The sequence below is a fragment of the Bradyrhizobium campsiandrae genome (assembly GCF_014529705.1).
GTDB classification, from domain to species: Bacteria; Pseudomonadota; Alphaproteobacteria; order Rhizobiales; family Xanthobacteraceae; genus Bradyrhizobium; species Bradyrhizobium campsiandrae.
Genome location: NZ_JAANIH010000019.1, coordinates 90,727 through 109,335, shown reverse-complemented (window position 1 = coordinate 109,335; position 18,609 = coordinate 90,727). Strand labels below are relative to the sequence as shown.

Below are 18,609 nucleotides of genomic sequence, written 5' to 3'. Positions count from 1 at the left end.
CGATGGCCTATTCGCTGTTCTATGCCTTCCTCGCCTTCATGGTGGTGATGTATTTCACGCCGGGGCCGAACAACATCATGCTGCTGTCGTCGGGCCTCACCTACGGCTTCCGCCGCACCATTCCGCACATCGTCGGCATCGTGCTCGGCTTTGCTTTCATGGTCGCGACCGTCGGCCTCGGGCTCGGCACCGTCTTCCTGGCCTATCCGATCCTCCAGACCATCCTCAAATATGCCGGCGCCGCCTATCTGATTTATCTTGCCGTCGTGATCGCCTTCTCAGGCCCGGCCAAGCCGGGCGAGGAGGATGGCCGCGGCCCGATGACGTTCTGGGGCGCGGCGATGTTCCAGTGGATCAACGCCAAGGGCTGGGTGATCGTGATCGGCACCATCACCGCCTATGCCGCGATCGCCCAGTTCCCCCTGAACATCGCGATTCAGACCCTGATCAGCCTCTTGGTCGGCACCGTCTCGACCGTGGTCTGGGCTCTGTTCGGCACCGCACTACGACCGGTGCTGACCTCGGAGCGGCTGGTCCGCGCCTTCAACATCCTGATGGCGCTCCTGCTGCTCGCCTCTCTCTACCCCGTTTTCATGGATGCATGATGTCGCGGATTTCCATGCAGAAACGGGTTTCCCTAAAGGCTGAAAATGCTCTAGACAGCCCCCGAAATCCGCAAATTCCACCCTTCGGACACTGACCATCGGCCGACTTTCGGCCCTCAATGAGGAAACGACTATGCGTGTTTATTACGATCGCGACGCCGACCTGAACCTGATCAAGGGGAAGAAGGTCGCCATCGTCGGCTATGGCAGCCAGGGCCACGCCCATGCGCTCAACCTGAAGGACTCCGGCGTCAAGGAAGTCGCAATTGCGCTGCGCAAGGACTCGGGCTCGGTCAAGAAGGCGGAAGCCGCCGGCTTCAAGGTGATGGAAGTCGCCGAAGCTGCCAAATGGGCCGACCTCGTCATGATGCTGACTCCCGACGAGCTCCAGGGCGACATCTATCGCGAGCACCTGCACGACAACATGAAGAAGGGCGCTGCGCTCGTGTTCGCACACGGCCTCAACGTTCACTTCAACCTGCTCGATCCGCGCGCCGACCTCGACGTGCTGATGATCGCGCCGAAGGGCCCCGGCCACACCGTGCGTTCGGAATATCAGCGTGGCGGCGGCGTGCCGTGCCTGATCGCGATCGCCAAGGACGTCTCGGGCAACGCCCATGACCTCGGCCTGTCCTATGCCTCCGCTGTCGGCGGTGGCCGCGCCGGCATCATCGAAACCACCTTCAAGGAAGAGTGTGAGACCGATCTGTTCGGCGAGCAGGTCGTGCTCTGCGGCGGCCTGGTCGAGCTGATCAAGGGCGGCTACGAGACCCTGGTCGAAGCCGGCTATGCGCCGGAGATGGCCTATTTCGAGTGCCTGCACGAAGTGAAGCTGATCGTCGACCTGATCTATGAAGGCGGCATCGCCAACATGAACTACTCGATCTCCAACACCGCCGAGTATGGCGAGTATGTCACCGGTCCCCGCATCGTCACCGCGGAGACCAAGGCCGAGATGAAGCGCGTCCTCGCCGACATCCAGGGCGGCAAATTCGCCCGCGACTGGATGCTCGAGAACAAGGTCAACCAGACCTCGTTCAAGGCGACCCGCGCCAAGCTCGCCGCGCACCCGATCGAGGAAGTCGGCGCGAAGCTGCGCGACATGATGCCCTGGATCAAGAAGGGCGCGCTGGTCGACAAGAGCAAGAACTAAGTCGTCGTTCTCCCGACGTGGCGCGTCGCTGACGCGCTGCGTTTGGGAGGCGAGAGCGACAGTAAAATTCGCTCGCCAAACCAAATCTTAAATCTTCGCGCTTATATCTGAGCGGGATCGCAAACAGCGGTCTCGCTCTTTTCTTTTCGCGTGAAGCGTTGCTGCTTCATTCAATTTCTTCGCGAGTTGATGTGCTCTCTGAGAGCCAAGAACTGACGCTTAAACCACATTCTTGAGTTCACGTCGTTTCTCAAGACTTTTTCAGAACTCGTGATTACTAAAAGCGCTGTGTCCTCAGAGTCTAGGATTCGACTCTTCATCTGTGCTCTCAGCCATTATCGTCAGCAGTTTGCGACGTCCCCGCGCTGCCTCATCTTACGAACAGACACCCGATACGTCTTCTTGCAAGCCGTGCTTCAGCTCGTTGCGATGACCTGCCCACGCGGCCGGCGGGTCATCGCGATCATCCGCAGCACCATCACCGCGAGCAGCGGAAGGAGGAAGCCGGCATAGAGCGGCATGGCCGGGACACGCTTGCCAAACGACACCATGAACTGGAACCAGAGGTAATAGCCACCCACAAGGTGTAGCGCGCGCCAGGCATGCGGGCCGATCACTGCCGCCGTGCGGTCGAACGAGGTCGCGCTCATGGCGATGATGAAAGCGTAACCGATGCCGCCGAAAATGTAGGAGGCCGGTGAGGTCGCCTGCACAAAGCCCGCAGGGTCCATGTTCGCGAAGACGACGATTGCGACCGCGTGGATAATGTGGGAGGCCGCGAAGCTCAAGCCGAGATAGCGGCGATTGCGGCGCTGCCAGCGCGTCCAGGCGTTGGGCCACAGCCGCGCCAGGGCCGCGGCACTGAAGGCGAGGCAAAACAGCAGCAACGAGCTGCGCGCCGTGAAGCGGATCACCATGCGCACGCCCTCGACCTCGAACTGCCGCATCGAGGCGATCCAGAGGCTCAAGCCGATCAGGCTCAGCGAGAGGACGGCGAGCAGCCGCCAGCTTTCGAACCAGCTTTGACGTTGCGACATGGTGGTCTCCTCCGTTATGTAATCATTGATTACATTTCGGGGTGCCTAGATCGTCAACGGTGTAATCGCTGCTTACATTCACGTTCGGGTGATGCTAGAAGCCACCATGTCCGCCCGTCAGACGTCCAAGCCTCACGGCTCCAAACCTCAAGTGTCGAAGCCTCAAGCGTCCAAGCCCCGCGCCGGCCGCCAGACATCCGAAGCGCGGCCCTATCACCACGGCGATCTTCGCCGCGTGCTGATTGATGCTGCGCTGCAACTGGCGGCCGAAGGCGCCGAGATCTCGGTGCGCGAGGCCGCCCGCCGCGCCGCAGTGTCGCCGGGGGCGCCGTTTCGGCATTTTCCCAACCGGGATGCGCTGATGGCGGCGGTGGCCGAGGAGGCGCAACGCCGCTTTCGCGCCGAGATCGAGGCCTCGCTGGCGGAGGCTCGTCCCGCTGACCCGCTGGCGCGCTTCCGGGCCTTCGGCATCGCCTATGTGCGATGGGCGATGCGCAATCCTGCGCATTTCGAGATCATCTCCACGGGGCGCTATTTTGCCCATGGCAGCTCCCCCGAGCTAACGCGCGACAATGCCGAACTGGTCGCGCTGACCGAGCGGATGCTGGCTGAGGCGGCCGCGCAGGGGCTGCTGCGGTCGGCAGATCTCAAGGGCATCCTGATCGCCGGCCGCGCGCTGATCTACGGCTTCGCCCGGATGAATCTCGACGGCCACTTTCCGCGCTGGGGCGTGGAGGCGGGCGAGGTCGAGCGGATGGCGGAGGCGGTGATTGACCTGTTCATCGCTGGGATCGCGAAGCCCTAGACGCCTCGGCGGTCCCGGGCCCTGTTCAGATTGGCATTGGCGGGCGATGCAGGGCCGCACACACTCGCGCGCATATTTTTCGTTTCGAACGGCAAAGATGGATCGACGCACATTTCTTCTCGCTGCCGGCACCCCGGCACAGTGCCGATCTGGATCGACCGGGCGCTCGCGCGCGCGACCCGCCCGACGATCGGCTTCCTCGCTAGCGGCGCGCCAGAAACCTTTGTCACTGTCGTGGCCGGCTTCCAGAAGGGGCTCAAGGCCGCTGGGCTGGCCGGGGGTGGCAACCTCTCCATCGAGTATCGCTGGGCAGAAGCGCGGGCGCCTCGGGATGGCGTTGCAGTGCGGCGTTTCGCCTCCCGCTAATATTAAGCGAAGGTTGGATCGCCGCGCGCGTTGCCTGTCCGTGACCATTCCATTACAGTTTTGTGACACGGTGCAGCCGGCTGCGCCGGGCGCCCTGGCCGGCTTGAGGCCGGCCAGACGGCTTGGCATCACCGCGCCGGATCTGAGTTCAGCGTGTCCTCGATGGCGCCCGCGCCCAATCCAGGTCCTTCCGCCGCCACCGCCGTTCTGGCGAGCGTCGCCGCGCTCGGCATCTGGCGCCTGCTTGCGGTCGCCGCGCCGCATCTGGCAGCGCTGGCGCTGATGTACGAGACCGAGACCGATTTCGGCTCTCGGCTCTCCTTCCTGCTGGCGTGGGGCATCCTCAACTTTTTCTGGATGACGCTGCTGCGCCGGCCGGCGCTGTCGGGCGCGCTGTCGCTGACCATGGTCGTCGTGCTGGTGCTGCTGTCGCGGCTCAAGCACGACGTCGTTCAGATGACGGTCAACTTCATCGACCTGATGATGATCGACCGCGATACGGTCGCATTCCTGTTTACGATTTTTCCGAACCTGCGCTGGTCGGTGATCGGGGCCGGCCTCGTCACGCTGCCGTTGATGTATGCGCTGTGGTGGCTCGATCCGTTTCGCATCCGCCGCCTGCCGGCGCTGGCCTGCAAGCTCGCCTGCCTCGCCGCGCTGGTGTTCTATTCCGTCTATCATCCGGACGAGGCCTGGCGCGGCTATTACGACGACGGCTATCTCTCGAAATTCTTCCGCTCCGGCGTCACAGCAGTCTCCGATTTCGTGCAATACGGCTTCATGGAGTCCGCCGCCGCGACCGACGAGCGGCTCAACATGCCGCTGGTCGACGCCTGCCATCCTGCCGGCCGCCGGCCGAATATCATCATGGTCCATGATGAATCGAGCTTCGACATCCGCGCCGCGCAGGGCATCAAGGTGCCGCCGGGCTACGGCAGCCACTTCAAGTCCTGGGATGGCAAGGCGCGCACGTTCCTGGCCGAGAGCAATGGCGGCCCGAGCTGGTTCACCGAATACAACGTCCTTGCCGGTCTCTCCTCGCGCTCGTTCGGCCGCTTTGCCTATTTCGTGACGCGCATCGCGTCGGGGCGTGTCGAACGCGGCCTGCCGCTGGCGTTGCGACGCTGCGGCTACGATACGATGTCGCTCTATCCCGCCTATGGCGGCTTCATGGGAGCGCGCAGCTTCCAGCTGACGACCGGCATCGAGCGCTTCTTCGATTCCCATGATCTCGGCGCCAAGGACGTCGAGCCCGACAGTTTCTTCTACGACAAGGCGCTGCGGCTGATGGGCGAGCGGACGCCGAACAAGCCGCTCTTCGCCTTCATCTATCTCGGCGCCAATCACTTCCCCTGGGAGACGCGCTTCCGGCCCGATCTGATGCCGAATTGGCAGACGCCGGGCAACGTGCCGTCCATCGACGAATATCTGCGCCGGCAGGCGATGAGCGCGGAGCAATACAGGGGCTTCATCGCAAGCTTGAAGAAGAGCTTTCCGGGCGAGCCCTTCCTGATCGTGCGCTATGGCGATCACCAGCCTGAATTCGCGCCTAATGTCCTCGAGCCCGGGCTTGACGAAGGCGCGATCGGCAAGAAGCTCGACGCCTACGATCCGCGGCTCTATGCGACCTATTACGCAATCGACGCCGTCAATTTCGAGCCGGTGAAAAGCGACGCCGTGATGGACACGATCGACGGTCCCTATCTGCCGTTGGTGATCCAGGAAGCCGCCGGCATTCCGCTCGATCCCTCCTTCGCCGAGCAGAAGGAGATCATGCTCCGCTGCAAGGGCATCTTCTACGGGTGCAAGGACGGCGCCGAGGCGCGGCGGCTGAACCGGTTGCTGATCGATGCGGGGATGATCCGCGGGCTTTAGAAGGCTTTGCGTCCTCCGATCGAAGGACGCGATGACAGCCGACGCCCTGTAGAGGGAACCCTCGGCAACCCCAGACCACAGGAGCAGACATTGGCAATTTCCGTGAAGCAGATGTTGGAGGCCGCCAACGCCGCCGTGCCGAAGATCACGCCGGCCGAAGCCAGGGAGATGATCGGCAAGGGCAACGTGCTCCTCCTCGACGTGCGCGATGCGCCGGAAATCGACAAGAGCGGAAAGATTCATGGCGCGGTCAATGTCTCCCGCGGCATGCTGGAGTTTCGTGCCGATCCCGACTCGCCGTATCACGACAAGGCGTTCGCCAAGGAGAAGACCGTGATTCTTTATTGTGCCTCGGGCGGTCGCTCTGCCCTGGCCGGCAAGGTGCTCAAGGATATGGGCTACAGCCACGTCTACAACGTCGGCGGCTTCAAGGATTGGGTCGAGGCCGGCGGCACGGTCGAGAAGCCGGTCATGTAGCCAGGGGCGGCTGTGCGTCGGGGGCGAAGGACCCACCATCCTAGCGCCCGCCGAGCTTTCCCCACAGCCACTTCGCCACCGCATCCGGCGACGAGTTGGCGTCGTTGCCGCTGGCGCGCAGATTTGCCTCGCGCATGGTGGCGATGTCGATCTTGCCGAGCAGCGAGCTCAGTGCCGCCTTGAGCCGCTCGTCGCCGGTGCGCTTCGGCGCCAGCAGCAGGATGGCGTCATAGGGAGGGATCGCCTGCCTGGGATCGTCGAGCGCCACCAGATCATATTTCGCGATCAGGCCGTCGCTGGTGTAGCCCGCGATCACGTCGACCTCGCCGCTCGCCACCGCTGCATACATGAAGTCCGGCTGCATCTGGCGCTGCGCGCGGAACTGGAGTCCATAGGCTTTCTGCAGCGCCGCCCATTCCGGCCGCGAGAAAAACTCGTAATCGCCGGCGATCGACATCGTCGCGGTGTGGGCGGCGAGGTCGGCAATGGTGTGGATGCCGAGCGCATCGGCGCGCTTCTTCGGCATCACCAGCGCATAGGCGTTCTCGAAGCCGAGCTCGCCGAGCAACGTGATGTTGTCCCTGGCGAGCGCGGCCTTCAGCTCCGCGAGCAGCTCGGCACGCGGCTTGATGTCGGTGCGATGCAGCTGGTTGGCCCACAGCGTGCCGGAATAGTCGACATAGAGATCGATATCCCCGGCCTTCAGCGCCTCGAAGATCACGCTCGAGCCGAGCCCCGAACGCGCGGCGGCTTCGAGGCCGGCTGCCTGAAGGCGGTCGCGAAGCAGGGCCGAGAGGACATATTGCTCGGCAAAGGTTTTCGCGCCCACCACGTAGCCGGACGACGAGCGCCCCATCGTCGGCACCAATGTCGCGGCAACCAGCGCCGCAATGCCGAGTGCGCCGAGCCCTGCGCGCGGACGGTTGCCTCGGCGCAGGCCGCTCTCGATCAGGCCAAGCAGCTGGTCGACGGCGAGTGCGAGCAGGGCCGAGGCAAAACAGCCGAACAGCACGAACACCCAGTTTTGGGTCTGGAGGCCCGCAAAAATGTAATTACCGAGGCTTGTCTGCCCGATCGGCGTCGACAGTGTCGCGGTGCCGATCACCCACACCGCGGCGGTGCGGATGCCGGCCATCATCACCGGCAGCGCCAGCGGCAGCTCGACCATGACCAGCGACTGGCGCGCCGTCATGCCGACGCCCTTGGCGGCTTCGATCAATGCGGGATCGATGCCGTTGAGCCCGGTGATGCCGTTGCGCAGCACCGGCAGCATCGAATAGAGCGCCAGGGCCAGCATGGCCGGCAGGAAGCCGAAGGCGGAGAAGGAGACACCGAACCAGGCCAGCGTCACGGATGTCGCAAGCAGCAGCAGGGGATAGAACAGCGCGAGCAGTGCCAGTCCCGGCACGGTCTGCACGATGCTGGCGAGCGCGAGCAGGATGGCGCGGGGCGCCGGGCGGTTGCGCGTGAGGATGGCGAGCGGCAGGCTGACGACGAGGCCGAGCGCGAGTGCGGCGAGGCTCACCCGCACATGGTTTCCGAGATAGTCAGGCAAATGCGACAGCGCCTCGCCCCAGCGCGGGTCGTCGAAGAAGCTCATGCCGCACCGCTCTGTGGCAGCAGAGCGTTCAGCCGTTCGACCTGGCGCCGTGGCGTGCGCAGCAGATCCTGCACATAGGCATCGCTGCTGGCTGATAGCTCCGCCGGCGTGCCCTGCGCCAGCAGCTTGCCGCCGCGCATCACCGCAATGCGATCGGCGAGCAGGATCGCCTCCGTCATGTCATGCGTGATCATCACGGTGGTCAGCCCGAGCTTGCGGTGCAGCTCACGAAAATCTTCGCCGAGTGCGTCGCGGGTGAGGGGATCCAGCGCGCCGAACGGCTCGTCCATCAGCACGATGCGAGGCTTGGCGGCCAGCGCCCTCGCCACTCCGACGCGCTGGCGCTGGCCGCCGGAGAGCGCCTCCGGCAGCCGGTCGCGATGGGCGGTACGGTCGAGCTGCACCAGCTCGATCAGTTCGTCGACGCGGGCCGCGATCTCGGTCGCGGGCGTGCCGAGCAGTTTTGGCGTGATCCCGATATTGTCTGCCACGCTCAAATGCGGAAACAGCCCTCCGCTCTGGAAGACGTAGCCGATCCGGCGCCGCAGTGCGACCGGATCGATGCTTTGGACGTCCGCGCCCTCGACCGTGATGGTGCCGCGGTCGGCCTCGATCAGCCGATTGGCGAGCCGCAGCAATGTCGTCTTGCCCGAGCCCGAGCCGCCGACGATGGCCAGAAACCCGCCCTCGGCGATGTCGAGCGAGACGTCGTCGACGGCCGTGAGGGTGCCGAAGCTCCTGGTGACGTTTCGATAGCTGATCGCCAGCTTGGAGGGCATCGCGGGGTGGCCTTGAGGGGCTAAGGGAACGGCCGGACCCCATGCGTAGCACGCTTGGCCGGTTGATTGAACTTGGCCGCCCGAGCGGCTAAGGCATCACGTCAGGTTGGGAGGGAACACATGACGACGCCCACGGCAGTGGCGCTGGAAGATGCCAAGGTTGCGTTCCGGCTGGGGGACGGGCGGGTCTACACAGCAGTGGAGAAGGCCCATCTCACGGTCGCGCAGGGTGAGTTTGTCGCCATTGTCGGCCCGACCGGCTGCGGAAAATCCACGCTGCTCAATGTTGCCGCTGGCCTGCTCAAGCCGGCCGCCGGCAGCGTCAAGATTTTCGATCGGCCCCTTGGGGGCCTGAACCAGGACGCCGGCTATTTGTTCCAGGCTGACGCACTATTCCCCTGGAAGACCGCGCTCGACAATGTCGCGATCGGACTCGAGATCAAGGGCACGCCACGCGCTGATGCGCTGCCGCGGGCGCAGAAATGGCTGACCTCGGTCGGCCTCGGCGCCTTTGCGCGGCGCTATCCGCACATGCTTTCCGGCGGCCAGCGCAAGCGCGTGGCGCTGGCGCAGGTCCTGATCCGCGATCCGAAGATTCTCCTGATGGACGAGCCATTCGGGCCGCTCGATGCGCAAACGCGCCAGGTGATGGGCAATCTGCTGCTTGATCTCTGGAATGCCGACCGCAAGGCCGTGCTGTTCGTGACTCATGATCTCGAAGAGGCCATTGCGCTCGCCGACCGCGTCGTGATCATGTCGGCAGGCCCCTCCTCGCGCATCATCGGCGACTGGCGCGTGACACTGCCGCGCCCGCGCGACATCTTCGAGGTGCGGCTCGACAAGGAGTTCCACGCACTCCATCGCGAGATCTGGAGCGTCCTCAAGGACGAGGTGATGAAGGGCTACGCCCAATCCACCCACGCGGCGGAGGCGGTCTGATGTCGCGCGTTACGCTGCTGGCGCTGCAAGTCCTGGTCGCCATCGTCTGCATCGCATTGTGGCAGTTGCTGTCATCAGTGCCGGTATTTGGAAAGATCCTGCTGCCGCCATTCTTCTTCTCCAACCCGGTCGACGTGTTCGATCAGATCGTCAAATGGTTCGTCTCCGGTGTGATCTGGAAGCATCTCGGCATCACGCTTGCGGAATCGATCCTGGCCTTCGTGATCGGCTCGCTCGGCGGCGTCCTTATCGGCTTCTGGTTTGCGCGCCAGCCGCTGGTGGCCGCGGTGTTCGATCCTTACGTGAAGATGGTCAACGCGCTGCCCCGCGTCGTGCTGGCGCCGATCTTCGCGTTGTGGCTGGGCCTCGGCATCTGGTCCAAGGTCGCGCTCGGCGTGACGCTGGTGTTCTTCATCGTGTTCTTCAACGTCTATCAGGGCGTCAAGGAGGTCAGCCGCACGGTGCTCGACAATGGCCGTATGCTCGGCATGAGCGAGCGGCAGTTGATGCAGCACGTCTATTGGCCTTCGGCGCTGTCGTGGATGTTCTCCTCGCTGCACACCTCGGTCGGCTTCGCCGTGGTCGGCGCCGTCGTCGGCGAATATCTGGGATCGGCCGCGGGCCTCGGCTATCTCATTCAGCAAGCCGAAGGCGTGTTCGACGTCGCCGGCGTCTTCGCCGGCATGTTCGTGCTGTCGGCCTTCGTCATCCTGATCGATTTTGGCGTGACGCTGGTGGAGCGGCGTCTGCTGGTGTGGCGGCCGACCGTGGACGGGCGCGGCTAACGCAAGCGGGCCCCGCGCACAGGCGCAGGGCCCGGATCGCACATCCTTAATCCAGCAGCTTGACGTCGTCGGGCGCCTGCGGCGGCGTCTTGATCGCGATTGCCTTGACCTGGCCGCTGATCGGCTTGGTGCCGCCATGCGGCGTGCCTTTCGGGATGATGACGAGGTCGCCGGCCTTTACCGTCACTTCCTTGTCGCCGAGCCAGATTGTCCCGGTGCCGTCCAGGATGTACTGGATCTCGTTGGTGTTGGGATGCAGATGTTTGGGCACGTTGCCGACCTGGATCGAGACGGTGGCGCCGTCGGCGGTCATGAAAGTCTTGGAGCGGTAGCCGACCTGGTTGGCGGCGCCGAGCGCGTCGCCGTCCATCTCGCCGGTATGGATGATCTGCGCGGCAATATTTTCGGCGGCGAGCGCCGGCCCGAGCAGGTAGGTCGCGCCGCATCCGGCGACAAAGGCGGCAGTGATCGACAGCCCTGCAGCAAGGCGATTCATGGATGATCCTCCCCATCAGGAATTGTTGTTGTGGGGCCATGCTATTGCGCCAAAAGGCCAATGGCCAGTGCCACTTAAGCGGTGCTTCTCAAGCCGGTCCCACTGCTCTATGGTGCCGCCTGCCGAACGGAGGAAACCAATGAAGAACACGATTGCGAGGCTCGCCAGCGCGCTGTTCGCGCTGACGCTCACCACCTCGTTTGCCGCAGCGCAAAGCAAGGTGACCATCGCGGTCGGTGGCGGCGCCTGCCTGTGCTATTTGCCGACGGTGCTGGCCAAGCAGCTTGGTGAGTACGAGAAAGCCGGTCTCAATGTCGACCTGGTCGACCTCAAGGGCGGCTCGGACGCGCTCAAGGCCGTGCTGGGCGGCAGCGCCGACGTGGTTTCCGGCTATTTCGACCATTGCGTCAACCTGGCGGCCAAGAAGCAGGAGCTTCAGGCCTTCGTGGTTTATGACCGCTACCCCGGCCTCGTGCTGGTCGTCGCGCCCTCGCACACCAATGACATCAAGTCGGTCAAGGATCTCGCCGGCAAGAAGGTCGGCGTCAGCGCGCCGGGCTCCTCCACCGACTTCTTCCTGAAATATCTCCTGAAGAAGAATGGGCTTGATCCGGCCGGCACCGCCGTGATCGGCGTTGGCCTCGGCGCCACGGCCGTGGCTGCGATGGAGCAGGGGCAGATCGACGCCGCCGTGATGCTCGATCCCTCCGTCACCGTGCTGCAGGGCAGCCACAAGGATCTGCGCATCCTCAGCGACACCCGTACGCAAAAGGACACGCTCGAGACCTTTGGCGGCGAATATCCTGGTGGTGCGCTGTACTCGACCGTGGCCTGGGTCAATGGACACGACAAGGAGACGCAGGCGCTGACCAACGCAATGCTGGCCACGATCGCCTGGATCCATTCGCATTCACCCGAGGAAATCATGGCCAAGATGCCGGATGAGATGGTCGGCAAGAACAAGGATCTCTATCTTGCTGCACTGAAGAACACGATCCCGATGTTCTCCGAGACGGGCAAGATGGATCCGAAGGGGGCGGACGCCGTGCTCGCGGTTTTTAGCGTCGGCTCGCCGGAGGTGGCCAACGCCAAGATCGACGTCAGCAAGACCTTTACCAACAAGTTCGTCGACCAGGCCAAGAAGACCACGGGGAGCGCCAAATAACTGACGCGAAGGCTTGGTAATCAGACGTCATGACGTCACCTGCCATTCATCGCGTCACGACGCTCGATCTGGCCGTGCGCCCCGTCGTCTGGCCGTTCGCCGAGCAGCGGCGTGCGGAGATCGAGGCGCATTTCGCCGAGCAGCAGCGCGCGCGGCCGAAGATCTTCAACGGCCGGGTGCTGCTCGGGCGCGATCCCGTCTTCACGGAAGGTCATCTCGCCGCGACCTATTTCGAGACGGATTTTGCGAGTTTCCTGGCCTGGCGTGACTGGGGCTTTCCCGACCCGGACGTGTTCAACGGTTTCGGCATGGGGGCACTGCGCGCCTCCGACGGGGCCTTCGTGATGGGCGAGATGGCGCATCACACCGCCAATTCCGGGCGCATCTACTTCCCGTCCGGCACACCCGACCTCGATGACGTCAGGGACGGTACGCTCGATATTCCCGGCAGCGTCGTCCGCGAGATCGCGGAGGAGACCGGCCTGCTGCCTGCCGATTATGCAGCAGAGGCGGACTGGCACTGTGTTGTCGCCGGTCATTCGATTGCAATGATGCAGATCCTCAACCTGGATATGCCGGGGGATGCCGTCCGCTCGCGGATCGAGGCCAATCTGGCTGATCAGGACGAGCCCGAGCTCTCGGCCATCCATCTCGTGCGCAGCATGGACGATCTTACGCCGACCATGCCGTGGTTTGTCACGGCCTTCGTGGCGCAGCAGTTCGCTTCGCGCTGACGCGCGAGGCTTGACATCGCGCGGCCGAGCCCATGTGATGGGCGAAAAGCAGAAACAAAAGAAGCAATGCACAATCGTCCAGGGAGGTTTAGATGCGCCTGCGCATGGCTGCCCGCTTGGTACGTGGGCTGTTGACCGCGATTGCAGCGATGGGCCTGACGGCATCGGCCCAAGCTCAGGACAAGAAGATCAAGATCGGCGTCATATTCGACCTGACCGGCCCGCTCGCAGGCGGCGGTTCCGAGCTCGAATATCTCGGCACCAAGATCATCCTCGACCATTTCAGCAAGACCGGCGTCGAGGGCTACAAGGTCGAAGCTATCTATGCCGATGCGCAGAGCAAGCCCGACGTCGCCATCAACGAGTCCGTCCGCCTGCTCGAGCAGGAGAAGGTCGACATGGTACTCGGCTTCTTCTCCTCGGCGCAATGCGTGCCAGTCGCCGCCCGCGTCGAACAGCTCAGGAAGTTCATGTGGATGACAACCTGCATCTCGTCCGCGGTGGTCGCCGACAAGAACTACAAATACGTCTTCCGCCCGCAGGCGAGCGGCGACCAGTTCGGCACGATGACGATGGATTTCATCGCGCAGAACGCCAAGGCGAAGTTCGGCAAGGAGCCGAGTGAGCTGCGCGTCGCCATCATCCACGAAGACGGCGCCTATGGCGTCGACGTTTCCAAGGGAAATGAGGCCGGCGCGAAGAAGGCGGGCTTCAACGTGGTGCTGAAGGAGGGTTACTCTGCCACCGCGCCCGATCTTTCGGCGCTGGTGACCAAGCTGAAACGTGCCAGGCCCGATGTCGTTTTCCACACGGGCTACAACCCTGATATCACGCTCTTGCTGCGACAGGCGCGCGAGCAGGGCCTGAAATTTGCGGCCCTTGTCGGCCACGGTGCGGGCTACGGCGTCTATGAGAAGCTGAAGGAAGGACTTGGCGCCGACGCCAACTTTCTCTTCAACACCGATCCGATCTCGATCTGGCTCGCCAACCAGAAAACCATGGATCCGAAACTTGCGCCCGTCATCAAGATGGTTGGTGAGGAGTTCGACAAGATCAAGCCCGGCGTCGCCATCCGCTCCGCCCATGTCGGCATCGGTGCATCCAACACCTACGTCTTCATGGACGACGTGCTGCCGCGCGCGATCAAGAAATATGGCGGGGTCGATCCCGAGGCGCTGCGCAAGGCGGCGCTCGACACCGACATCCCCGAGGGCGGCACCATGCTTGGCTTCGGCGTCAAGTTCTACGGTGAGGGGACGGCGATGGCCGGGCAGAACGAGCGATCGTTTCCGGTCGTGATCCAGTACATCGACGACAAGTCCTCGGTGGTGTGGCCCAAGAGCCAGGCGCAGCGCGAAGCCGTGCTGCCGCTGCCGAAGGGCACCACCTATAGCAACCAGTAGCGCAATACTTTTGACAAGGAGAGCGGGGCGGTGCTGGAGGTCAGCGGGCTGGTGAAGCGGTTTGGTGGCTTCACCGCTGTCAACAACGTGTCGTTCAAGGTCGATCAGGGCGAGATCCTCGGCCTGATCGGCCCCAACGGCTCGGGCAAGAGCACGATCTTCAACATGCTCTCCGGAACGCTGTCGCCCAGCGCCGGATCGATCCTGTTCGATGGCTCGGAGATGGCGGGGCTGGCGCCGCACCGGATCATCAACCGCGGCATCGGCCGCACCTTCCAGATCCCGCGACCGTTCCGTCGTCTCTCCATTTTCGAGAACGTCGCGCTGGCCGGCTTCTATGGCCAGGGCCGCCACAGCCGCGTCAAGGCCGAGGAAGCGGCCGAGCGCGCGCTCGCGATGGTGGGGTTGCCGACCGATCGCCAGGCCAGCGTCGACGGTCTCGGCGCGGCCGGACTGAAGAAGCTCGAACTCGCCAAGGCGCTCGCCACCGCGCCCAAGCTTCTGCTTGCTGACGAGAGCCTCGGCGGGCTCGACGAAGCCGAGATGGACCAGGCCGCGGACATGCTGCGCAACATCCGCGACGAGCTCGGCATCACCATCATCTGGGTCGAGCACATCATGGGCGTCTTGATGCGGGTGGTCGATCGCGTGATGGTGCTCGATCATGGCGAGAAGATCTCGGAGGGGCTGCCCAGCGCGGTTGCCAGCGACCCGCGCGTCATCGAGGTCTATCTCGGCACCGATGCAGAGACCACGCAGGCCGCAGCCGCCGAAGCGCGCCGTCGCGCGGGAGGATAGCCGATGCTGGAGCTGCGATCCGTCAACGCCGGCTATGGTACCTTCCAGGCGCTGTTCGACGTCAATCTCGATGTGAGGGCGGGCGAGGCTGTCGGCGTCATCGGCCCGAACGGCGCGGGCAAGACCACCTTGATGCGGGTGATCTCCGGCCTAATACGCCCTTCGCGCGGGTCGATCGCCATGGAGGGCGTCGACGTGCTGGCGACGCCGCCGCACAAGATCGTCAGCCTCGGGATCGCGCATGTGCCGGAGAACCGGCGGCTGTTTCCGCAGCTCTCGGTCGACGACAATCTCAAGATGGGTGCCTTCCTGAAGGAGGCGCGCGGACAATATGCAGAGCGGCTGGAGGTCGTGTTCGAGCTGTTCCCGCGCCTGAAGGAGCGCCGCCATCAGATGGCCGGCACCATGTCCGGTGGCGAGCAGCAGATGTGTGCGATCGGCCGCGCGCTGATGTCCAATCCAAAGCTGCTGCTGCTCGACGAGCCGTCAGCGGGGCTGGCGCCGGTCGTGGTGCAGCAGGTGTTCGAGCTGGTGAAGCGGATCCGCGCCAGTGGGCTGACGGTGCTGATCGTCGAGCAGAACGTGCAGCAGGTGCTGAAGGTGGTCGATCGCGCCTATCTGATTGAGGCCGGCACGATCCGCGCCTCGGGCACCTCCGCCGAGATGCTGGCGAGCGACACGGTCAAGGAAGCATATCTCGGGGTGTGAGGGCAGATGCAGGCGGTCCTGGATATTTTCGACATCTATCTGCTGGAGGCCGTCATCAACGGCATCCTGCTCGGCGGCGTGCTGGCGCTGCTCGCGCTCGGGCTCAACCTGATCTTCGGCGTCATCGACGTCACCTGGATCTGCTACGCCGAGCTCGTGATGATCGGCATGTACGCGATGTATTTCATGGTGCAGTATTACGGCATCAGCTATTTCATCGCGGCTCCGCTGACCATCCTGCTCGTCGCGATCCTCGGCGCGCTCCTGCATTATCTCGTGATCGCGCCGCTGCTCACCGCGCCGCCGATCAACCAGCTGCTCGCGACCGGCGGCGTGCTGTTCGTGCTGCAGAGCTTTGCCACCGTCGCCTTCGGCATCGACTTCCGCAACCTCGGCATCCGCCTGCCGGTGCTCGCCTTCGGTGACATGAACTTCAGCTATGCCCGGCTGCTGTCGTTCCTGGCGGCGCTGGTCGGCATGGTCGCGGTCTATCTGTTCATGACCCGCACCTTCACCGGCACCGCGATCCGCGCCATCTCGCAGGATCGGCAGATCATGGCGCTGATGGGCGTCGATACCAAACGTATCTATCTCATCACCTCAGCCATTGGCGGCGGGCTGGCCGGGCTCGCGGCGTGCCTCTTGGTGCTGCAATATGACGTGCATCCCTTCGTCGGCCTGTCCTTCGGACCTATCACATTCCTCATTTGCGTGCTCGGCGGCCTCGGCAATTTCATCGGTGGCTTCATCGCCGCCTTCGTGTTCGCCGAGATCATCTCGCTCGGCGGCCTGTTCTCCGATCTCGAATGGGGCTACGTGCTCGCCTTCGCCTTCTTCATCGTCATGATGTTCATTCGGCCCGCGGGCCTGCTCGCGAGGCGCCGATGACGGGGCAGGGCCGGCTTTTGGCGTGGGGGATTGCACTGGCGGCGCTGGCCGCGCTGCCCTTCGTCTATCGCGATCCCTATCATCTGCACATTCTGGTGCTGATCCTGATCTGGTCGTTCGCCTACACGTCGTGGTCGATGATGGGGCGGTTCGGCCTGGTCTCGCTCGGGCATGGCGGCTTCATGGGGATCGGCGCCTATGTCACGGCGCTGTTGTGGAATCATCTCGGCCTGTCGCCGTGGATCGGCATTCCCGTCAGCATGGTCGCGGCCGGTGCGCTGGCGTTGATCGTCGGCTATCCCTGTTTTCGCTTCCGCATCACCGGACACTATTTCGTGCTGGTGACGCTGGCGCTGTCAGGCATCGTGCTCCAGGTCATCACGGCGACGCGCGACTATACCGGCGGCTCGCTCGGCTACACGCCGAACCGCGCTTCCGGCAGCAAGCTGCTGGCGCTGCAATTCGACGACAAGACCACCTGGTATCTGATCGCGCTCGGCGTCTGGCTGTTCGGCATCGCGGTCTGGTACTGGGTCGATCGCAGCATGGCGCGCTATGCGCTGGAGGCGATCTCGGAGGACGAGGACGCCGCGGCCGCCGCCGGCGTCAACGTCACCGCGGAGAAACTCAAGATCACGCTGATCAGCGCGCTGATGACGGCGCTGGCCGGCGCGATCTATTGCCAGTACCAGATGTTCATCACGCCCGACACGGTCAGCGGCATCGCGGTGTCGCTGCAGATGGTGTTCGCGGCCATCGTCGGCGGCCTGTTCGTCTCGCTCGGCCCGACGGTCGGCGCCATCATCACCATCCTGCTCGCGGAAACCTTGCGCATCGGCTTCGGCACCAAGGCGGTCGGCTGGGACAACCTTGTCTACGGCGTGCTGCTGGTGCTCTTCATCATATTCCTTCCCAAGGGCATCCTTGGTAGCTTGCTCGACCGATTGAAGCCGCAACCCAAGGTGCCCCGCGCTCATGAGCAAAAAGCCGTCCAAATCGCTCGCCCAGGAACTTGATCGCTACATCACGCCTTTCCGCCTGGACGGGGCCGGCAAGTTCCACCTGAAAGACCACAAGACCAACGCGAAAGGCGATCTGGACAAGGAGGCCGCGCAGGACATTCTCGACGCCAACAAGAAGCGGCTGATCGGCTTCCAGGAGAAGCTCTACGCCCAGGACCGCTGGTCGGTGCTGATCGTGTTCCAGGCCATGGACGCCGCCGGCAAGGACTCGGCGATCAAGGCAATCTTCGAGGGCATCAATCCGCAGGGCTGCGAAGTCACGGCCTTCAAGGCGCCGAGCAGCAAGGAGCTCGACCACGACTTCCTCTGGCGCCATATCGTCGCGCTGCCCGAGCGTGGCCGTATCGGCATCTTCAACCGCTCCCATTACGAGGAATGCCTTGTGACGCGCGTGCACCCGGAGATCCTCGCCAAGGAGAAACTGCCGCCGAGGCTCGTCACCAAGAACATCTGGAAGGAGCGGTTCGAGGACATTGCGGCCTTCGAGCGCTACCTCTGCCGCAACGGCACCGTCGTGCTGAAGTTCTTCCTCAACGTCTCGAAGCAAGAGCAGCGCGAGCGCTTTCTCGATCGGCTGGAGGACCCGGCCAAGCAGTGGAAGTTCTCGATGGACGACATCAAGGAGCGCGCCTTGTGGCCGCGCTACCAGGCGGTCTATCAGGACATCCTGCGCCACACGGCGACGCCGCACGCGCCCTGGTACGTCGTGCCCGCTGACCACAAATGGTTTGCCCGCGTGGTGATCGGCTCGGTCATCGTCGCGGAGCTGGAAAAGCTGGACTTGCGCTTCCCCCGCGCCGACAAGGCCTCCCTCGCCGAGTTCAAGAACGTGCGCGAGGCGCTGGAGCAGGAAGGGAAGGGGGCTAAGAAGCGGGCGAAATGAAAAAGGCGAAAACAACCCCATGCACAGTAGCCCGGGGGAATGGAGATCAATGGCTTGCAGGCGAATGTGGCTGGAGTTCGGGTTTTTAGAA

The 18,609-nt window shown here is 63.8% G+C and carries 20 protein-coding genes; 16 read left to right on the top strand and 4 right to left on the bottom strand.

What is annotated here, in order from left to right; all coding sequences use genetic code 11:
* Positions 1-2 precede the first annotated feature (2 nt).
* Both G8O24_RS16465 and ilvC read left to right on the top strand, forming a co-directional pair.
* Complete coding sequence (locus tag G8O24_RS16465; protein ID WP_188100976.1) at positions 3-605, top strand: LysE family translocator; 603 nt, start codon at positions 3-5, stop codon at positions 603-605.
* Between the two features lie 133 nt (positions 606-738).
* Positions 739-1,758, top strand: coding sequence for a ketol-acid reductoisomerase (gene ilvC / locus G8O24_RS16460; protein WP_014493068.1), 1,020 nt, complete (start codon positions 739-741; stop codon positions 1,756-1,758).
* A gap of 416 nt (positions 1,759-2,174) precedes the next feature.
* Here ilvC and G8O24_RS16455 read toward each other — a convergent pair whose 3' ends face one another.
* Complete coding sequence (locus G8O24_RS16455; RefSeq protein ID WP_188100974.1) at positions 2,175-2,795, bottom strand: hypothetical protein; 621 nt, start codon at positions 2,793-2,795, stop codon at positions 2,175-2,177.
* A gap of 235 nt (positions 2,796-3,030) precedes the next feature.
* Between G8O24_RS16455 and G8O24_RS16450 the strand changes: the two genes are divergently transcribed.
* The 4 genes from G8O24_RS16450 (at position 3,031) to G8O24_RS16435 (ending at position 6,318) form a co-directional block, all read left to right on the top strand.
* Positions 3,031-3,600 carry a TetR/AcrR family transcriptional regulator gene (locus G8O24_RS16450; RefSeq protein ID WP_368736605.1) on the top strand — a complete coding sequence of 190 codons (570 nt, stop codon included), beginning with the start codon at positions 3,031-3,033 and terminating at the stop codon, positions 3,598-3,600.
* 36 nt (positions 3,601-3,636) lie between these two features.
* Complete coding sequence (locus tag G8O24_RS16445) at positions 3,637-3,966, top strand: hypothetical protein (RefSeq protein WP_188100970.1); 330 nt, start codon at positions 3,637-3,639, stop codon at positions 3,964-3,966.
* A 162-nt stretch (positions 3,967-4,128) separates the two neighbouring features.
* Positions 4,129-5,841, top strand: a complete 1,713-nt coding sequence (locus G8O24_RS16440) for an LTA synthase family protein (RefSeq protein ID WP_188101042.1) — start codon at positions 4,129-4,131, stop codon at positions 5,839-5,841.
* A gap of 90 nt (positions 5,842-5,931) precedes the next feature.
* The gene (locus tag G8O24_RS16435; protein WP_188100968.1) at positions 5,932-6,318 is read left to right on the top strand and encodes a rhodanese-like domain-containing protein; all 387 of its coding nucleotides are present in this window, start codon (positions 5,932-5,934) and stop codon (positions 6,316-6,318) included.
* Between the two features lie 40 nt (positions 6,319-6,358).
* Here G8O24_RS16435 and G8O24_RS16430 read toward each other — a convergent pair whose 3' ends face one another.
* Entirely contained in the window at positions 6,359-7,918 is a 1,560-nt protein-coding gene (locus G8O24_RS16430; RefSeq protein WP_188100966.1) for an ABC transporter permease/substrate-binding protein, read from the bottom strand.
* Positions 7,915-8,697 carry an ATP-binding cassette domain-containing protein gene (locus tag G8O24_RS16425; RefSeq protein WP_188100964.1) on the bottom strand — a complete coding sequence of 261 codons (783 nt, stop codon included), beginning with the start codon at positions 8,695-8,697 and terminating at the stop codon, positions 7,915-7,917. The genes G8O24_RS16430 and G8O24_RS16425 overlap by 4 nt, the downstream gene beginning before the upstream one ends.
* 120 nt (positions 8,698-8,817) lie before the next feature.
* Between G8O24_RS16425 and G8O24_RS16420 the strand changes: the two genes are divergently transcribed.
* The gene (locus G8O24_RS16420; protein WP_188100962.1) at positions 8,818-9,636 is read left to right on the top strand and encodes an ABC transporter ATP-binding protein; all 819 of its coding nucleotides are present in this window, start codon (positions 8,818-8,820) and stop codon (positions 9,634-9,636) included.
* Positions 9,636-10,421: an ABC transporter permease gene (locus G8O24_RS16415; protein ID WP_188100960.1), complete on the top strand. Its 786-nt coding sequence runs from the start codon at positions 9,636-9,638 to the stop codon at positions 10,419-10,421. The genes G8O24_RS16420 and G8O24_RS16415 overlap by 1 nt, the downstream gene beginning before the upstream one ends.
* Positions 10,422-10,467: 46 nt before the next feature.
* On the opposite strand, the gene G8O24_RS16410 is transcribed toward G8O24_RS16415, so the two are convergent.
* Positions 10,468-10,917 (bottom strand): cupin domain-containing protein, encoded by a 450-nt coding sequence (locus G8O24_RS16410; protein ID WP_188100958.1) that lies wholly within the window; start codon positions 10,915-10,917, stop codon positions 10,468-10,470.
* A gap of 139 nt (positions 10,918-11,056) precedes the next feature.
* On the opposite strand from G8O24_RS16410, the gene G8O24_RS16405 reads away from it, so the two are divergent.
* The 8 genes from G8O24_RS16405 (at position 11,057) to G8O24_RS16370 (ending at position 18,518) form a co-directional block, all read left to right on the top strand.
* A complete protein-coding gene (locus tag G8O24_RS16405) occupies positions 11,057-12,082 on the top strand; it encodes an ABC transporter substrate-binding protein (RefSeq protein WP_188100957.1) in 1,026 nt (341 codons plus the stop codon).
* Positions 12,083-12,111: 29 nt separating this feature from the next.
* Positions 12,112-12,816 carry an NUDIX hydrolase gene (locus tag G8O24_RS16400; RefSeq protein ID WP_188100955.1) on the top strand — a complete coding sequence of 235 codons (705 nt, stop codon included), beginning with the start codon at positions 12,112-12,114 and terminating at the stop codon, positions 12,814-12,816.
* Between the two features lie 92 nt (positions 12,817-12,908).
* Positions 12,909-14,219, top strand: a complete 1,311-nt coding sequence (locus G8O24_RS16395; RefSeq protein WP_188100953.1) for an ABC transporter substrate-binding protein — start codon at positions 12,909-12,911, stop codon at positions 14,217-14,219.
* A 30-nt stretch (positions 14,220-14,249) separates the two neighbouring features.
* Entirely contained in the window at positions 14,250-15,017 is a 768-nt protein-coding gene (locus G8O24_RS16390; RefSeq protein WP_188100951.1) for an ABC transporter ATP-binding protein, read from the top strand.
* A 3-nt stretch (positions 15,018-15,020) separates the two neighbouring features.
* Complete coding sequence (locus G8O24_RS16385) at positions 15,021-15,725, top strand: ABC transporter ATP-binding protein (RefSeq protein WP_188100949.1); 705 nt, start codon at positions 15,021-15,023, stop codon at positions 15,723-15,725.
* Positions 15,726-15,731: 6 nt separating this feature from the next.
* The gene (locus G8O24_RS16380) at positions 15,732-16,613 is read left to right on the top strand and encodes a branched-chain amino acid ABC transporter permease (protein WP_188100947.1); all 882 of its coding nucleotides are present in this window, start codon (positions 15,732-15,734) and stop codon (positions 16,611-16,613) included.
* Positions 16,610-17,629, top strand: coding sequence for a branched-chain amino acid ABC transporter permease (locus G8O24_RS16375; RefSeq protein ID WP_188100945.1), 1,020 nt, complete (start codon positions 16,610-16,612; stop codon positions 17,627-17,629). The genes G8O24_RS16380 and G8O24_RS16375 overlap by 4 nt, the downstream gene beginning before the upstream one ends.
* Positions 17,589-18,518: a polyphosphate kinase 2 family protein gene (locus tag G8O24_RS16370; protein WP_188100944.1), complete on the top strand. Its 930-nt coding sequence runs from the start codon at positions 17,589-17,591 to the stop codon at positions 18,516-18,518. Before G8O24_RS16375 ends, G8O24_RS16370 begins: the two co-directional genes overlap by 41 nt.
* Positions 18,519-18,609: the final 91 nt, after the last annotated feature.

Bases quoted from the DNA above. Each gene is read 5' to 3' on its own strand.
- G8O24_RS16465 (WP_188100976.1), top strand. From the start codon at position 3: ATGGCCTATTCGCTGTTCTATGCCTTCCTCGCCTTCATGGTGGTGATG.
- ilvC (WP_014493068.1), top strand. From the start codon at position 739: ATGCGTGTTTATTACGATCGCGACGCCGACCTGAACCTGATCAAGGGG.
- G8O24_RS16455 (WP_188100974.1), bottom strand. From the start codon at position 2,795: ATGTCGCAACGTCAAAGCTGGTTCGAAAGCTGGCGGCTGCTCGCCGTC.
- G8O24_RS16440 (WP_188101042.1), top strand. From the start codon at position 4,129: ATGGCGCCCGCGCCCAATCCAGGTCCTTCCGCCGCCACCGCCGTTCTG.
- G8O24_RS16430 (WP_188100966.1), bottom strand. From the start codon at position 7,918: ATGAGCTTCTTCGACGACCCGCGCTGGGGCGAGGCGCTGTCGCATTTG.
- G8O24_RS16425 (WP_188100964.1), bottom strand. From the start codon at position 8,697: ATGCCCTCCAAGCTGGCGATCAGCTATCGAAACGTCACCAGGAGCTTC.
- G8O24_RS16420 (WP_188100962.1), top strand. From the start codon at position 8,818: ATGACGACGCCCACGGCAGTGGCGCTGGAAGATGCCAAGGTTGCGTTC.
- G8O24_RS16415 (WP_188100960.1), top strand. From the start codon at position 9,636: ATGTCGCGCGTTACGCTGCTGGCGCTGCAAGTCCTGGTCGCCATCGTC.
- G8O24_RS16410 (WP_188100958.1), bottom strand. From the start codon at position 10,917: ATGAATCGCCTTGCTGCAGGGCTGTCGATCACTGCCGCCTTTGTCGCC.
- G8O24_RS16405 (WP_188100957.1), top strand. From the start codon at position 11,057: ATGAAGAACACGATTGCGAGGCTCGCCAGCGCGCTGTTCGCGCTGACG.
- G8O24_RS16400 (WP_188100955.1), top strand. From the start codon at position 12,112: ATGACGTCACCTGCCATTCATCGCGTCACGACGCTCGATCTGGCCGTG.
- G8O24_RS16395 (WP_188100953.1), top strand. From the start codon at position 12,909: ATGCGCCTGCGCATGGCTGCCCGCTTGGTACGTGGGCTGTTGACCGCG.
- G8O24_RS16385 (WP_188100949.1), top strand. From the start codon at position 15,021: ATGCTGGAGCTGCGATCCGTCAACGCCGGCTATGGTACCTTCCAGGCG.
- G8O24_RS16380 (WP_188100947.1), top strand. From the start codon at position 15,732: ATGCAGGCGGTCCTGGATATTTTCGACATCTATCTGCTGGAGGCCGTC.
- G8O24_RS16375 (WP_188100945.1), top strand. From the start codon at position 16,610: ATGACGGGGCAGGGCCGGCTTTTGGCGTGGGGGATTGCACTGGCGGCG.
- G8O24_RS16370 (WP_188100944.1), top strand. From the start codon at position 17,589: ATGAGCAAAAAGCCGTCCAAATCGCTCGCCCAGGAACTTGATCGCTAC.